The 16,054-nt window shown below is 53.7% G+C and carries 15 protein-coding genes; 8 read left to right on the plus strand and 7 right to left on the minus strand.

Annotation, left to right across the window (positions count from 1 at the left end):
• Positions 1-62: 62 nt before the first annotated feature.
• The 6 genes from MKY74_RS16535 to MKY74_RS16560 all read left to right on the plus strand — a co-directional run bounded on the left by MKY74_RS16535 (position 63) and on the right by MKY74_RS16560 (position 5,982).
• Positions 63-1,199 carry a zinc-dependent alcohol dehydrogenase gene (locus MKY74_RS16535; protein WP_076167659.1) on the plus strand — a complete coding sequence of 379 codons (1,137 nt, stop codon included), beginning with the start codon at positions 63-65 and terminating at the stop codon, positions 1,197-1,199.
• Positions 1,200-1,439: 240 nt separating this feature from the next.
• Complete coding sequence (locus MKY74_RS16540; protein ID WP_076169489.1) at positions 1,440-2,177, plus strand: ABC transporter ATP-binding protein; 738 nt, start codon at positions 1,440-1,442, stop codon at positions 2,175-2,177.
• Positions 2,174-3,019 (plus strand): ABC transporter permease, encoded by an 846-nt coding sequence (locus tag MKY74_RS16545; RefSeq protein WP_076167656.1) that lies wholly within the window; start codon positions 2,174-2,176, stop codon positions 3,017-3,019. The genes MKY74_RS16540 and MKY74_RS16545 overlap by 4 nt, the downstream gene beginning before the upstream one ends.
• 9 nt (positions 3,020-3,028) lie before the next feature.
• On the plus strand, positions 3,029-3,802 hold the full coding sequence (locus tag MKY74_RS16550; RefSeq protein ID WP_144025350.1) for a hypothetical protein: 774 nt from the start codon (positions 3,029-3,031) through the stop codon (positions 3,800-3,802).
• A 24-nt stretch (positions 3,803-3,826) separates the two neighbouring features.
• A complete protein-coding gene (locus MKY74_RS16555) occupies positions 3,827-4,522 on the plus strand; it encodes a response regulator transcription factor (protein ID WP_076167651.1) in 696 nt (231 codons plus the stop codon).
• Entirely contained in the window at positions 4,501-5,982 is a 1,482-nt protein-coding gene (locus tag MKY74_RS16560; RefSeq protein ID WP_084203751.1) for a sensor histidine kinase, read from the plus strand. Before MKY74_RS16555 ends, MKY74_RS16560 begins: the two co-directional genes overlap by 22 nt.
• Before the next feature lie 113 nt (positions 5,983-6,095).
• On the opposite strand, the gene MKY74_RS16565 is transcribed toward MKY74_RS16560, so the two are convergent.
• Positions 6,096-6,296, minus strand: coding sequence for a hypothetical protein (locus MKY74_RS16565; protein ID WP_076167649.1), 201 nt, complete (start codon positions 6,294-6,296; stop codon positions 6,096-6,098).
• A gap of 155 nt (positions 6,297-6,451) precedes the next feature.
• On the opposite strand from MKY74_RS16565, the gene MKY74_RS16570 reads away from it, so the two are divergent.
• Complete coding sequence (locus tag MKY74_RS16570) at positions 6,452-8,221, plus strand: SgrR family transcriptional regulator (protein WP_084203750.1); 1,770 nt, start codon at positions 6,452-6,454, stop codon at positions 8,219-8,221.
• 138 nt (positions 8,222-8,359) lie between these two features.
• Here the strand turns inward: MKY74_RS16570 and MKY74_RS16575 are convergent, their stop codons facing one another.
• Positions 8,360-9,610, minus strand: a complete 1,251-nt coding sequence (locus MKY74_RS16575; protein WP_076167646.1) for a methyl-accepting chemotaxis protein — start codon at positions 9,608-9,610, stop codon at positions 8,360-8,362.
• A gap of 160 nt (positions 9,611-9,770) precedes the next feature.
• Here MKY74_RS16575 and MKY74_RS16580 point away from each other — a divergent pair, with 160 nt between their 5' ends.
• Positions 9,771-10,259, plus strand: coding sequence for a DUF1259 domain-containing protein (locus MKY74_RS16580; RefSeq protein WP_076167644.1), 489 nt, complete (start codon positions 9,771-9,773; stop codon positions 10,257-10,259).
• A gap of 10 nt (positions 10,260-10,269) precedes the next feature.
• Here MKY74_RS16580 and MKY74_RS16585 read toward each other — a convergent pair whose 3' ends face one another.
• The 5 genes from MKY74_RS16585 to MKY74_RS16605 form a co-directional block, all read right to left on the minus strand.
• Entirely contained in the window at positions 10,270-11,169 is a 900-nt protein-coding gene (locus tag MKY74_RS16585; protein ID WP_076167641.1) for a hypothetical protein, read from the minus strand.
• Positions 11,170-11,338: 169 nt separating this feature from the next.
• Positions 11,339-11,851, minus strand: a complete 513-nt coding sequence (locus MKY74_RS16590) for a TetR/AcrR family transcriptional regulator (RefSeq protein ID WP_076167639.1) — start codon at positions 11,849-11,851, stop codon at positions 11,339-11,341.
• Positions 11,852-12,102: 251 nt separating this feature from the next.
• Positions 12,103-13,437, minus strand: a complete 1,335-nt coding sequence (locus tag MKY74_RS16595; RefSeq protein WP_076169481.1) for a uracil-xanthine permease family protein — start codon at positions 13,435-13,437, stop codon at positions 12,103-12,105.
• Positions 13,438-13,563: 126 nt separating this feature from the next.
• A complete protein-coding gene (guaD, locus tag MKY74_RS16600; protein WP_076167637.1) occupies positions 13,564-14,928 on the minus strand; it encodes a guanine deaminase in 1,365 nt (454 codons plus the stop codon).
• Between the two features lie 208 nt (positions 14,929-15,136).
• Positions 15,137-15,967: a protein-glutamine gamma-glutamyltransferase gene (locus MKY74_RS16605; RefSeq protein WP_244169191.1), complete on the minus strand. Its 831-nt coding sequence runs from the start codon at positions 15,965-15,967 to the stop codon at positions 15,137-15,139.
• Positions 15,968-16,054 lie beyond the last annotated feature (87 nt).

The raw sequence follows: 16,054 nt of genomic DNA on the forward strand, positions 1-16,054 counted from the left end.
ATGCGTGAAAACGCAGGTTCGGGGAGACACTACGGTCAAATCCAAGGAGGGACGATGCTGGCATGAAAGCTGTAACCTATCAGGGCAAAAAGAAGGTGGAAGTGAAGGAGGTCGGTGACGCGAAGCTTGTCAAGCGGGATGACATTCTCGTCCGGGTGACGAGCACCGCGATCTGCGGTTCGGATCTTCACATTTACCACGGGCTGATTCCGGGGATGTACGACGATTATGTCATCGGTCATGAGCCGATGGGGATCGTTGAGGAGACCGGACCTGATGTCACCCGCGTCAAAAAAGGCGACAGGGTCATCATACCGTTCAATGTTGCGTGCGGAGAGTGCTTTTTCTGCCAAAACCAGATGGAAAGCCAATGCGACAACGCCAATGACGCCAAGGATACGGGCGGTTATTTCGGCTACTCGGAGACGTACGGCGGTTACATGGGAGGGCAGGCGGAGCTGCTCCGGGTGCCCTTCGGCAATTTCGTGCCTTTCAAGGTACCGGAGGATGCCGAGGTGGAGGACGAGAAAATTCTGTTCCTCTCCGATATTCTTCCGACCGCCTATTGGGGGGTAGACAATGCCGGCGTGAAGAACGGCGATACGGTCATTATTCTCGGCTGCGGCCCGGTCGGCCTGCTGGCGCAGAAATTCGCCTGGCAAAAAGGGGCCAAGCGCGTCATCGCGGTCGACCATGTGGACTATCGGCTGGAGCATGCCAAACGGACAAACAACGTGGAGACGTACAACTTCGAGAAGACTCATGACATCGACCAAACGCTGCTGGAGGCGACAAAGGGCGGAGCGGACGTTGTCATCGACTGTGTGGGACTGGATGCCAAACGGACCGCTATGGAGAAGGTCGAGACAGCCCTGATGCTGCAGGGAGGATCGCTTGGTGCCTTTAACACGGCCGCCAATGTCGTCCGCAAGTTCGGAACGATTCAGGTGATCGGGGTGTATGGACTGAAATACAACATGTTCCCGTTCGGCCATCTGTTTGAGCGCAACGTGCAGGTGAAAATGGGGCAGGCCCCCGTCATTCATTACATGCCCGAGCTGTTCCGGCAGATCCAAACTGGGAAAATCGACCCGACCGACATCATTACGCATCGGCTGCATATTAGCGATGCGCCGCGAGCTTACGAAATTTTCGATAACAAGGATGAGAGCTGCATCAAGGTCGTGCTGAAGCCCTAGGGAGATATCAAGCGGGTTCAGAAGCACATCCCGTGATATAAGCGAATCATCGAATCACGCGTCCAAAAAGGAGCGGTGTGCAGGAATGATCCTGCCGCCCTCCTTTTTTTCGTATACCTGAACAGCTTCTGACTCTTGCAGTGAGGAAGCCCCCCTGCTTTCAAGGTTTTTTTGCCGACGTTATAAATTCTTTAGAATTGCCTCCTATACTTCTTGGCAGGAGGAGATCATATGAACGAAATGAACGAGACTAACGTACTGGAAGTATTGAACGTATCGAAAAAAGCGGGGGCGCGTACCTTGGTGGACCACGTGTCCTTTTCCATACAGGCGGGGGATGTATGCGGTTTTGTCGGTCCGAACGGAGCCGGGAAAACGACGCTGATCCGGATGATGACAGGACTGATCAAGCCGGGGGGCGGGAGCATCCGTATTGACGGAACCGATGTGGGGCGCGAGCGGGTCAAGGCGCTGTCCCGGGTCGGGGCGATTGTGGAATCGCCGATCTTTTTTCCTTATATGTCAGGCAGGGACAACCTGCTGAACCTGGCAAGGCTGCATCCGAATGTGCCGGGGACAGAGCGGAAAGCACGCGTGGAGGAGGTTCTGTCGATTGTTGGGCTGAGCGAACGGGGCTCGGACAAAGTAAAAACCTACTCCCTCGGCATGAAGCAGCGGCTCGGCATCGCCCAGGCTTTGCTTGGGGATCCGCGGCTGATCATTCTGGACGAACCGGCGAACGGCCTTGACCCGATGGGCATCCGCGAGCTGCGCCAGCTGATCCAGCGGCTGAACCAGGAGCGCGGGATTACGTTTCTGGTTTCGAGCCACCTGCTGGACGAGCTGCAGCGGATTTGCAGCCGCTTTGTCATCATCAAGGAAGGCAAGCTGGTCTGGGAAGGCACAAGCCGCGAGTGGCAGGAGGTGGCCGGGGCGAAGGGGATTGAAGATCACTTTGTGGAGATGATGACCTCATGAACAGCGCCTTGTTTCTAAGCGAGTGGGAACGGATGTGGAAGCGCAAAATCACCTGGCTGTTCCTGATCGCCATGCCTGCTGTCGTCGCGGCTACCGCCAAATATTATGCCGGCCACAATCGGGGAATTTCACCCGCGAGTGCGGAGTATACCTGGGCGGGGAATTTTCCGGTGATGGCCTTGATCGAGCAGCTGATCGTTGTGTTCAATGTGATGTCTCTGATCCTGCTCACGCTTTCCGTCACGGAGGAATACCGCAGCGGGCAGATCCGGATGGTCATGCTCCGTTCGTTCACGGCAGGGCAGCTGCTGCGCGCCAAATGGCTGGCCCATATGGCGGTGATGGCGCTGTATTTTACCGTATACCTGCTGTTGTCGGTGGCCGCCGGCCTGCTGTTCTTCGAGCCTCATGAACACATTCAGCTGTTTTACCATGACCATACCGTCCCCTTAAAAGGGATGATCGGCTACACCTTGTTGTATTATGGACTTGCGTTTCTGAGCGTGCTGGCAATCGGGAGTGTCTTCATGGCGGCGGCCGTCATTTCACGAACGACGACGGGCGCCGTCGGTTTGGGGCTCGGATTTCTGCTGTGCTCACTCGGATTTCCGCTGATTTATGAGCTGGCCAACCGGGTTGGCGGCCTGGGATTGCCGGCGATGCTCAAGTATTTGTCGTTGACTGAAATTCAGTACAGCGGAATCGCGGTTATGCTGGGTCAGGCCCAGGCGGTGAGTTCGGAAGCCGCAGCCCTGACCGCGCTGCTTGTGGGCTTAGGATATGCCGCGGTTTTCGGCGTGGGATCGCTGCTTGTATTTTCAAAATCGGACCGGTGGATGTAAGGGGGATAAATGATGCTTGCGATGATGTTAAGCGACTGGGAACGGATGTGGAGACGGAAAAAGACGCTCGTCAGTCTGCTGATTTTTGCCTTGATTATAGGATTGGATTGTCTTTTTTTAAGCATGCAGAAGTTGGGGGCGTTCGATAACGTATCAACCGTTCCGCTTGTGTCGGAAAATTTCGCTTTGTTTTTGTTAAAAGAGGTGTCGTTCTTCCTCGTGCTCATTATCGGACCGATGCTGATCATCGACAGCATGAACGGGGAGTACACATCAGGACAGCTGCGGATGGTGCTGATTCGACCGGTATCCTTCGTCAAGCTGTTCCTGGCTAAATGGATGAACCTGGCGGGAATGCTGCTGCTGTTCACGGCTGTAACGTTTGCCGTCGGCGAAGCCTTCGGCTATGCTTTTCTGCCCGGCGCGGATACCGTGGTGTTTTTGAATCCGGAACAGCAATACGGCCCGACTGGGGCGTTCTTCTACTGCTTGAAGTCTTACGGCCATTTTTATCTGATCCTGCTGGCGCAGCTGAGTCTGACCAGCCTGATCTGCACGCTGCTGCCGGGCGTTGTGCTCAGTTATTTGGGGTGGATTGCGGTCGCAGCCGGTTCTTTGTATGTCTCTGATTCATTCGGGTTTCTTCTGATGGGAATGAATACGATCTTTAAATTGACGGCGGGATTATACCATCATCCTTTTTATTTGCCGCTTCTGGTGTGTCTTGGATTCGGTTTTGCCGTTACAATGGGAATATGGCAGCGGAGAGGCTGGACCAAATAGAGAGAGAAGAAAGAGGTACATGGAATGAGCGACAAAATACTGATCGTGGATGACGAAGCCGAAATTGCCGCCCTGCTGGAGCAGGCGCTGACGATGGAGGGTTACGAGGTGATGACCGCCGCAGACGGGCGTGAGGCGCTGGAACGGATCCACGACCGGCCGGATTTGATTATTCTGGACGTCATGATGCCGCACGTCAACGGCTTTGAGCTGTGCCAAATGATCCGCGAGGAAGTCGGCTGCCCGATATTGTTCGTAAGCGCGAGGCAGGCCGAAGCAGACCGGATCCAGGGGCTGTCCATCGGCGGCGATGACTATATTACGAAGCCGTTCAGCATCCGGGAGCTGAAGGCCCGCGTCGCGGCCCATCTCCGGGGGAGCCGGAGGGCTGCCGGCCAGCAGGCGGAACGGTCCACCTTGCGGTACGGGCTGCTGCATATCGATCTGAAAGGGCGGAGCGTCGCCTACAAGCAGACCGAGATTCCGCTGACTGCGAAGGAATTCGACATTATCGAGCTGCTTGCGCTGCATCCCGGCCAGGTTTTTTCCAAGGAGCAGATCTATGACAAAGTGTGGGGGCTTGAGGCGATGGGCGATGCCAGCACGGTAACGGAGCATGTGAAGAAAATCCGGGCGAAGCTGACCGGTACGGATCCGGATACCCCATACATCACGACGGTTTGGGGGGTCGGGTATAAATGGGAAAAATCGGCTTTATAGAGCGGCTTTCCATTAAAAAGCAGCTGATCTCTACGTTCATCCTGATCATGCTGCTCAGTCTGGTGCTGACGGCGGTAACCTATATTGTTGGCTTCTGGTGGCTCACGAGCAGCAGCTGGTTCAATCCGGCCAATCACTACGAACAGAAGATTCCGGCGATTGCCGCGTACTCGCGCAGTTTGGGAGAAGCGGTGCTGGATCCTGCCAGCCGGCCGAAACTGGAGGAGAAGATTCCCGGAGAAGGGATCAAGTATCAAGTGATGGACGCCGGAGGCAAGGCGTTATACGGAACGCTGACCGGACCGGTTTTTAAGCAAAAAGGGGATTTGGTCCAACGCTTAAATACCTCTTTTTCGCGGCAGCCCAGCATCGGGTTCGGCGGCGTCATTACGAAGATCGTCCCGGTGACGTCTTCCTCAGGAGAGCTGCGCGGCGCCATCGCGCTGGAGTACAAGCTTGAGGTGACTTCCAACGGTGGCCCAGGGTCAGCGGACATTCTCAAGTTCGCCCTGAATATTTGTTTTCTTGCGGCGCCTTTTATTTACATTGCGCTCTTTACGTATATATTTGCAGCCCGGTTCGGAAGGCGGATCAGCCGTCCCGTTCACGAGCTCATCGATGCATCCGAACGGATCCGCAGGCAGGACCTTGATTTTACGATCACTTACAAGGCGGCCAATGAGCTGGGACTGCTCACCGATTCTTTTGAAAAGATGCGGGCTGCTCTAAAAGACTCCCTGCTCCGGGAATGGAAGCTCGAGCAGGAGCGCCGGGATATGATGGATGCCATCGCCCACGACCTCCGGACACCGATGACGATCATTCAGGGCAATGTAGAAATGCTGACGGATACCGCAGGAGTGATTCCGCGTGACAAGCTGGAAGAACGCCTGCGCGTCGTGGAGGGCAACATTCAACGGGTCAACCGGCTGATTCAGGATATTCAGGTGGCTTCCGAGAAGGATATGGAATATTTCCCGCTGTATGTGAAGGAAACGGATGTCGCGGAGTTTGCAGGCGCCAAAGAACGAGAGATCCGCTATCTGTGCGCAGGCAAGCAGATCCGGCTGGAATATACGGTGACCGATGAGCGGCCGGAGCCGTATCCCGTCTATATGGACGTCCAGCGCGTCGGGCAGGTTCTGGATAACGTCATTACGAACAGCCTCCGGTATGTTCCGGAGAAGGGGAGCCTCAGCGTATCCTTCACCATTCGCGAGAAGGACATCCGGTACGAAATCTGTGATACGGGGCCTGGTTTCAACGAAGCGGACATTCCGAATCTGTTCCGAAAATTTTACAAAGGCGACAAGGGACAAACCGGGCTTGGCCTGTATACAGCCCGCGTCATTTGCGATAAGCATGGGGGAGGCATTCAGGCTTCCAACCGGCCGGAGGGCGGGGCCTGCATTACGTTTACGGTTCGGACGGACATGCATAACGGTGAAACGGGGCAATGAACGGAAAGCGTCTATAAAGGCACCGGCAAAGACAGGATGCGTTCATCCTGTCTTTTGTTTTGTCGGCGGCGGGTCTCACAACGAAACGGTGAATGAGACCTCCTAACCGATGTTTATGCGAAAGGATGCTTCCCTTTTTTTCGTCTTAACAGGCTTGAAGTGATGGCGAGCATCCAACGCGTGTTTTTATGGGATTTGACGGACTTATAACGATCGGCTGATTCCGTAGTTTCTGATACGCCGGCATGCTTGCGGTGATGCTCAGCTTGGCGGTATTCCATCAACTTTTCTTGCACATAATGATGTTCCAGCATGTGTTCTCCTCCTCGAATAAATGTTCCGGTATTGGATGAATCTGTCTTTTCTCTGTCTAATGCCATTATGATCTATTCAAAAGGGGATAAAAAGTGTATACTTGCGCAAAAGGATTTCCTCTTTTATTTGGGACGTCAGGCAAGGAGGGCTGAGTATGCTGTTGGATGAAAGGTATTTGCTGCTGCATGAGCGCTTTGGCGGCGGCACGGAGCTGGGGATACCTATCGAAGTGACGCTGGATGAGCTGGCCGATGCGCTGTATTGTACCAGCCGTAACGCCAAGCTGATTTTAAGAAAACTTGAAAGCGAGCATTTGATCGAGTGGCTGCCCGGGCTGGGCCGGGGGAACCGGTCGAGGATCGTGTTCAAAGCCGACAAGGAAGCCTATTTGATCGAGTATTCCCAGCATCTTGTGGAGAACGGCGATTACAAACGCGCCTTCGACCTGATCGGGGAATTTGGAAACGGAACGTACGCCAAGCCGAAATTTCTCGAATGGCTGGATAACCACTTCGGCTACAAAAAAGGGGAAGAAGGCGGCCCCGATGATACGCTGATCTTTCCCGTGCTGAAATCTCCGCATACGCTGGATCCCGCCGATTTGCTGTACGCGTTCGATTCGCATTTGATCCGGCAAATTTTTGACCGGCTGCTGAGGTTTGATGAACAGACCGGCACGATTGCGCCGATGATCGCTCATACCTGGTCATCGAACGACAGCGCCACGGAATGGACGTTTTATTTGCGCAAGGGGGTTCGCTTCCATAACGGGCAGGAACTGACCTCACGCGATGTGCAGTTCACGCTTGAACGCCTTAAGGACGGGACGGCCAACGGATGGCTGATGCGAGGCGTAGAGCGTGTTGAAACGATCGGACCCCGGGTTCTGCGGGTCAAGCTGAACCGGCCTAACTGGATGTTTGACCGGTTCATGTGCTCGGCGGCGGCTTCGATTCTGCCCTTCGGCTTCGCAGGCATGGAAGAAGACAGCTATTGGAGCCATCCACTCGGAACAGGCCCATTCCGTCTGGTCACTTGGACCAGCGGCCGGATCGAGATGGCGGCGTTTGACGCCTATTTTCAGGGGAGGCCGTATCTGGACGGCGTCGACATCGTGATCATGCCGGAAGAATGCAGCACGGAAATGGACGGAATCGCCAAGGTTCACCACAGCCTGGATACGATGCGTATGGACCGGAGTACGCCGGAGGATACCTGGCAGGAGATCGAGAAACTGTGCCAGGGCTGTACGCTGCTTACCTGGAACGTATCACGTGAAGGTGTGCAGCAGTCGGAGGCGTTCCGGCGGGCCGTGCGGATGATCCTGCATCCTGGTGATATGGTTGCGGAGCTGGGCGGCGAACGGGCGCTGCCGGCTTTTGGGTTCCGTCCTGACGCGAGCCGTTCCCACGCGGTGGAACCGACGCGTCCCGATCGCGTCCGGAGGGCGCTGGAAGAATCGGGTTATAACGGAGAGGTCCTCCGCTTTGCATGCCACCAAAAATATGGGGAAGACGGCATGTGGGTCGTAAACCGGCTGGCTGCCTGGGGAATCCAAATCGAGACCCTGGATTATGACCAGTGGCCGGAATCGGATTTCGTTATCTCCGGCCTGGTATTTCCTGAAGACGAGGTATGCGAAATTGAAGCTTATGAACACCGGGATTGCGTCATGCAGGCTTATTTTGACCGTGAACGGAAGGAATGGATTACTGGCCGGATCGATGCGGCCGTGGCGGCCGAATCTACGGACCAGCGGCGGATGTTCTTGAAGGAGATTGAGGAACATCTCCGCGATGAGGCGACGGTCATTTTTCTGCACCACCGGAGGCTGAGCACCTTTTTGCATCCCTCGGTACGCGGTGTCAGCCTGAATCCCCTCGGGTGGATCGACTTTAAGGATGTATGGCTGGAACAGGCATGACGAAAGGCTGCAAAAGCGAAGCTCGTGCTCAAGTATGAAACGTTTGTGAGGCTTAGGACTAATCTGTTGCTTAATCATAAAAGCAGGCATACCGCGGGATGAACCCCACTGTATGCCTGCTTTATTCATATATACCGATTAGAATTTAAAAATCTGGATCGTCTTCTGCAGCTGGAACACGGCCTGTCTCATCGCTTCGGTCTCATCGACGACCGCCTCGATCGACTTCATCTGCTCGTTCATGGCGGCGGACACCTGCTCCGTACCGGCGGAGGACTGCTCGGTGATGGCCGAAATATTCTGGATGGCCGCCGATATTTTACGGGCACTGTCCAGCATCAGGTCACTTTCATTTGAGAATGAAGTGATTTGCTCGGTTATGTATTGTACGCTTTCGACGATGTGGGCAAAGATCTGCTCGGCCTCGCGGATCCGTTCATTTTGCTGCTGCACCACATCCTCGTTGATCTTGATGTTGTCAATCGCCTGGTGAATGCTCTGCTCAATGCTTTTAACGAGGCTGAATACTTCCTGTGTAGACGCAGTTGATTCCTCCGCAAGCTTGCGGACTTCCTGGGCAACCACGGCAAAGCCAAGCCCATGCTCGCCTGCCCGCGCCGCCTCGATCGAAGCGTTTAAGGACAAGAGGTTGGTCTGTTCGGCAAGTTCGGAAATCGTCTTGGTGATCTTCGTGATGCCTTGGGCATTTTTGGACAGCGTGTCAATGGTCTTGGCCACATTCTCCGTTGCTTCGACGTTCTGCCGCATCCCTTCCGCCTGCTTCTCCACAGACTGGCGTCCTTTCTCTACGAGGCTGAAGGTAATTTCGGACTGCTGCTTCATTTCTTTGGTTGAGGCCGCATAGTTGCCGACTTTGAGCTCGATGGCCTGGATGGATTCGGTCATGCCGGCGACGTCCGAGGAAATTTCGTTTGCGCCGACGGCCAGCTCGTTGGCCGAAGTGGCGACTGTCGCCATGACGGTTTTAAGCTCCTGATTTTTATCTGCGATACCGCGGCTCGAATCCATCACCTGGCGGGTGATGCTTGACGCGTCGTTCAAAATTTTCTTCAGCTTGTCCACCATGCTGTTAAACGATCGGCTGACGTCGCCCATGGAACCCGATTCATCGACACGATTCGTAAAATCGCCTTTGGCAATGCTGGCTGTGGCGTTAGCAATGCTGTCAAACGAAGATGTAAGCGTTTTCTCGATGTAGCGGGCTAAAGGGTAAGTCAGTGCGGCAAAGATGATGACGAACGCCGCGCCGATCAGGATTTCCCCGATCAGAATGAAAATAATCAGGGCTGGGAGTGCGAACAATGCGGCCACCAAGTAGCATCCGGCCATGACCCGCTGGGACAGAGGAAGATTCTTCAGCCAAGACATAGGAAAATAGACCTCCTTCAATTGAGCAAATTTTACCATATTATAACATCGATATGAGCAAAAGGTCTATATATGAATATTTTTGTCGATTCACTACATGAAAGTGATTCCATGAAGCCATAATAAACCAAAAAAGTGAGTTGTCAGGAGGTTATTACCGATGCGTATAGTGTTGATGATTTGGATGATGGTTCTGGCGGCAGCGGCTGCTCCGGCAGGAGCTGCATCAGCAAAGCCAGCCGATGTTTGCAAAATCGAGAAGAGTCTGTTTAAATCAAACGTCCAGCAGGAAGGAAACGTCTGCGACGTGCATATCAAACGCAGCGACCTGAAGGTGTCGCTTATGGGCCGTCACCTGTCGCCGGAGCTGATGGATCTTGCCCTGGGTGCCACTTTCGAGCACACGGACCCCCAAGGGGCAAAGGGAGTGGTGACCGGTGAATTCGCGCTGCTGGAGGACGAAGTCAATCCGGTCATTGATGCACTCCGCAAAGGCCAGATCAACATCTCGGCTGTGCATAACCATTGGATGCAGCAGGAGCCGGAGGTGCTGTACCTTCATTTTCAGGCGGAAGGAGACCTCGCCTCCCTCAGTCATACGGTATACCATGCCATGGAAGCGGTGAAACACCAAGGCACGGTCCATTAAAACTGTTTGTTTACCGCTCCAGATCAGTGAAGGACGGAACAGCAGGGGCGAAGCGCGGCTTTAACAACTCGGTGCCCGCCGCGGCTGCAATGGATGCCAGGCAAAGAAGCAATCCGGCGGCCGCCACGACGGGCAGCGCTGACCACTCGAAAATGGTGCGGCCCGCGGCGGTCTGAATAGCGACCGCGGCAACGGATGCGATCCAAGCGGCGCTGCCTGTATGCAACAGCAGCTGTGCGCGCCGGGCTTCGGCCCGTGAGCGCTCCAACAACCAGCCGAGCAGCGGCAGAACCTGCAGCGCATGAAAGCCAAGGCCGTGCAGGACGATGATATTGCCGCCTGCTCCTGTAAAGCGCCCGTTCAGGGCGATCATCCACAAGCCGGCCGCAAAGCTAAGCGTCACCGACACAAATGAATAGCGGATGCCGAGGATCAGCAGCGGGCGTGCGGCCAGGAGCTTGCGGCGGAAAAAGGCAACGGCAACAACGGTCGTCACGATAATAAGGATGAAGGACGCAAGGCCAAACGCAGTTCCGGCGATCGTATCGATGATTGAACCGGATTGTGAGAAACGCGGGTTCACGCCCCGAAAATGCTGGATCGTCTCCACGGCGTATGCATAGACGACGATCGGAACAAACACCCGGCGGATGGCCGTCCGTGCCTTTGCCTTAAAGCCGGACAGCGGCAGCAGCATGGCAATCGACAGCATAAATACGCCGATCGCCGCATTGAACGAAAAGGCACTGGCGACATTGCCCTCCGGCGGTACAATCGGGCCGAACATGCCGATATATGCAGCGATGCCCGCGGCAAGGACAAACCCCGCAACACCGAGCCAAGCAAGCAGCTTCTCCTCCGCAAAAAGGCGTCCGGCGCCCCGCAAAGCCAAACGAATATAGTTTTCCATCAATCCTCAAACCTCCTGTTTTTTATTTATTGATAAATAAATATATAGGCTACAAAAAAGGCAGTCTGTAACTGCCTTTTTGTATTCTCTGTTTTGCTCCAGACCGGCTGGAATTTGAACCATCTAGAAGCGTCTAGCGTTTAGTCCCCATGCTCAAATAAGTACCACTCTAACAATCCTTGAAGCAAAGCATTTGCGGTAAATCCAGCACTTCAGCCACCGTAATCAGGTACCCCATGCCCATAAACTGGCTTGCTGCGGCTTCGGGCTCCGGCAAACCGGCGGCGGTAAATTTCTCCAGCACCGAACTGAATATATTGGAAAAAAGCCCGCGCACATGCTCACGAATCGCCGGTTCGGGGATCGTATGCGCCTGCATGACGAGCAGCGTCTCTGCCCGGTAGCTGCTCATTACGTCATCAAATACTTGCCCCATCGTTTCCATAAGCTGATCGGCGGGCGCTTCTACCCGTGAAAAGGCATCGGCGATCCGCCCGATAGCTTGATCGATGACAGCGATAAACAACTCTTCCTTGTTGCTGAAAAAATGAAACACATACGGCTGCGTAACGCCAGCTTCCTTGGCTACCCGCGCCGTTGTTGCTTTGTAATACCCGAGTTCGGCAAATACATCGACTGCTTTGGCTAAAATTTGTTCTTTGCGATCCTGCCGGATGACCATCTTCGTTACTCCCTTATTTATTGATAAATAAATAAATAATAGCTTCACCATCGTTCGCTGTCAACATTTTCTATATTCGGCTTGTCTTTGACGAGTCCGGCCGGTTTTACATTCGCAGGTCAGGGCGCAGCCTGTTCAGCAGCATCCGGTAAAGGAACAGGGCTGACTGGAAGGCTCGCTATTTGCGTCCTTCCGGGTCAGCCCTGTCTCGGATTCCTTGCATTATTTATTGCAACCCGCATCTACTTACTTTATTTTCTGCCGGGCAGCACCTTATTTAATACGATCGCCGCAATCGATGCAGCCAAAATCGGCGACCCCAGTAAATATTGCACGAACGTAGGCAGCGAGTGCAGGAAATCCTGCGGGATCATGACTAATGCCAAAGTCAGGATCATCGGGATTGCGATGATGTACATTTCTTTTTCGGCGATGCTGACGTTTTTCATCACCTGCACGCCGTTAATGGCGATGATGCCGCAGACGATGGTGAAGACGCCGCCGATGACAGCGGTGGGGATGGATGAGATCAACGCGGCCAGTTTACCCGAGCAGCCGAAGATGACAAACCATACACCTACGGCCAGGAAGACGCGGCGGCTCGCGATGCCCGTGATGGAAATGATGCCTGCATTGGTGGAATAACCCGTAACCGGCGTCGAACCGAGCAAAGAAGCGATAAGACAGCTGATGCCTTCCCCGATGACACCCCGGTTTAAGTTTTTATCGGTTAACGGTTTATCGATGACGTTGCTGACGGCAAACCATGTGCCTGTCGTTTCGGCCAACAGGACGAAATAAATAATGACCATGGTAATGATCGCCGAAATGTTGAACGAAAAGCCGAAATCGGCAAATGGGAGCTGCGGCATACTGAACCATTTGGCATCGTTCACCGCAGAGAAATGAAGCACACCCATAAAATTCGCCGAAATACACCCGACGACCAACGCGACCATGACCGAAATGATACGGAAGATGGAGCCTTTACCGCGGAACAAGGAACCCAGGATGACGAAAATGATGAGTACAGCGCCCGATATGAGGGCCAGCAGCACGTTTTGGTTGATGGTCGCATCTGTCGCACCGTAGATATTATCCCGGATGGCCACAGGCAGTAAAGAAAGACCGACGATGAAAATGATCGTGCCGCCAACGATCGGCGGAATAAACGATTTTACGATTTTATTGAAAATGCCGGTAAAGCCCAAAACAATGACTAAAACCGCGCCGATCAAGCCCGCCCCTAAAACGGAGTTCCAGCCTAACTGCCCGCCGCCGCTGGCGGCATAAATGCTGACGATGGCGCCAAGCGGAACGTAGGAAGGGCCTTGGGCGACAGGCAGCTTCATGCAAAAATACGTTTGTACGATCGTAGCCAGACCGGCCGCAATAAAGGTCGCTTGAATCAAAGCGCTGGACTGGCCGGACGATAAGCCGATCAGCATCGCGATCAGAAATGGCACGACATAGACGTCCATGGCGACGACGTGCTGTAAGCCCAGAATGATCGATTTGTAGACCGGAATTTTATCGTCAGGTGAAACAGTTAATTGTGGAGCTTGTTCTTGAATCTCGGAATGCATAGCTGATTGTGCCGCGGTTTGTGTGTTCACTCAGGAGTACACCTCGAATTTTTTGGATTTTTTCTACGAATAGCGAATGGTTTACAGTATAAAAAGAATGCCAATCATTGCACTGGGCGTCTACTTTTAACGCGAATGGACTTTTTCGCCCTGTACCCAAACTTCGCGGATGTTTTCGGGCCGGGTCAGGTACAGCATTTTTTGGAACACGTCGTTCAAATCTTCATTTGGATCAAAGATCGGCAGTTTGGCGGTTGGCAGCTTCGTATCGATGATCTGCACATCCCAGGCATAGTTTTCCTGGATGCGGCCGACCGGCAAGCTTAAGCTTTCGCCTCCCCCTGCTGTAGCGAGGTAAAACGCCTCGTTGACCGTAATGCGTGATCCCGGCACACCGCGGTCTTCGGCAGGAAGGGCAGGGTTCACGCCATCCTCCAACATTCTGGAGGACATGACGGCTTGTCTGATATTATCGAACAGGCTTGGAGAAAAGCCTCCCGAAATGTCGGTCCCCAGGCCGATTTCTACCCCTTTTTCGTGGAGATGGGCGACGGGGATAACGCTGTTGGCAAAATAGGCGTTTGATATCGGGCAGTGGGCGACAGCCGTTCCGGTTTCGGCAAATAAATCCGCGTCATCGTCGCTCAGGAAATTGCAGTGGGCCATGACGGACTTGTCGCGCAGCAGCCCAAAATCATGCAACGCATAGGCATCGTTTTTCCGGAACCGGTCCCGAACATAACCATGAGCCCAGTCGCTTTCGCTGCAGTGCGATTGCACGTACGCGTCGTATTTTTCGGCCAGCTCTCCCAAGCCTTGCAGCGCCTCATCCGTGCAGCTTGGAATGAACCTTGGCGTCACGACGGGAAATACCCCTTGTTTTACTGTTTTGGACAATGCTTTGACGGCGAGTATAAACTCTTCCGTGTCTGCAAGTGCCGCCTTGGTGTCCGCGTCGCGGTAATTTTCCGGATTTTGCTCCGGGTCATCCATGACGACTTTTCCGACGAGTCCGCGTTGGCCCCTTTCGGCGCAAATCCGGGCTAACAATAAACTGGATTCTTTATGTATGGTGGCAAAATATAGAGCCGTCGTCGTGCCGTTGGCGAGCAGGGTGCGGACCAGATCGTTGTAGACCTCATAGGCAAAATCGAGATCCGAGAACTTGGATTCCAGCGGAAAAGTATAGGTGTTGAGCCAATCATAGAGCGGAATGTCCAGTGCCGTTCCGGATTGGGTCCATTGCGGCGCGTGAACATGCAGATCGATGAATCCGGGCAGAATGTACTGGCCTTCGGCTAACGAATAAAAGTTGTCTTTTCCTTGATAAGCGTCCAGCAGAACCTGATAATTGGGATCCTCAGGAGCCACGATTTTTTCGATTTTCCCGTCATCATGGATACAAAAGAGATGGTCTTTCAGGATTTCAATTTCTTTGGATGATTTACTGGAAAATGCCGTTCCTCGAAACAATAGCTTATATTTACTCATAATTACCGCCTTAATGTTCGTTAATTGGAGATACTTTTGTTATTATATGCGCTGAAAAATGATTAGTCTATACTAAAAAGCGAATGATTGTGAAAGTGAAAAACCGCCTTCTACAGAAGGCGGTTACCTATACTAACCTTAAATCATCATGTACATGTCTAGACTTAATTCCGCCCCAGTATAGTCCAAGGGCCGTTGCGCTGCAGACTTAATAGCGAAGATAGACCCGGCTGCCGATCCGGGAAGCGGTGATGCCGTTCTCCCTGTAGGGCTGCTGCTGCCAGTTGGTGGGGGCCGGTGGCCCGCCGGCGGCGAATCCCGACAAATACAGAAAATCCGGATGGATGATCTGGTCGGTCAAATAGGCGGAACGGCTGCTGCCTGGAATCCGGTACCGGTTGAGCGTACTGATGATTTCGCCTGAAGTGACAATACCGACTCCGTGACCGTAGTACAGGTCGTCGTCCATTTGGATCGTATTTTCACCCTGCCACTCGATCCGATGGGGGTTGACATCCGGATTTTTAAAATACCGGACGTCGCCCGGATAGGAATCCCGGGAACCTGTTTTTTCAATCAATCCCAGGTCGCTGTCGTAATGCCAGTCGTACAGGAGCAGATTCGCGAACAGACGGTTGAAGTCGTCTTCCCGAATACAATCGAGCACACCCTTGTACAACACGATCACGATCCCCGTCGCGCATTCGAAGCCATACGCCCAGCCGTTCACGAAGATGTCCTGGATTCCTTGGGCGGGCGTAACATGGGGCTTGAGCTCGAAGCCGCCGCGCCGGTTCAAGTACCAGTACGCTTCGTTGCAGTGGGAATTTTTGAAGGTTTCAAACTGCACCCCGCTCCGGTTTAAGTCGGCTGCCGCTCTGACGATCGCTTCACGGAGCCTAAGCTCAAAGACCAAGTGGGCCGGCGATTCGTAATGATATGCGGTCGTGCTCCTCATCTTCCTGTCGTAAATTTCCCTCCACAAATCCGGCCATCCTGACGGGTTCACCGTTTCCCCGCCGCTTCCAATCGTAATCACCCCGTTCATCCCTCCTTACCGTTTATTGATGATCGAAAAAGCCCGCGGCATATATCAGCATATGAGCAGGCCGGGCCCGGAAATAAC

Origin of the sequence: Paenibacillus sp. FSL R5-0378, assembly GCF_038009285.1 — a bacterium.
In the GTDB taxonomy this organism is placed as follows: Bacteria; Bacillota; Bacilli; order Paenibacillales; family Paenibacillaceae; genus Paenibacillus_AQ; species Paenibacillus_AQ favisporus.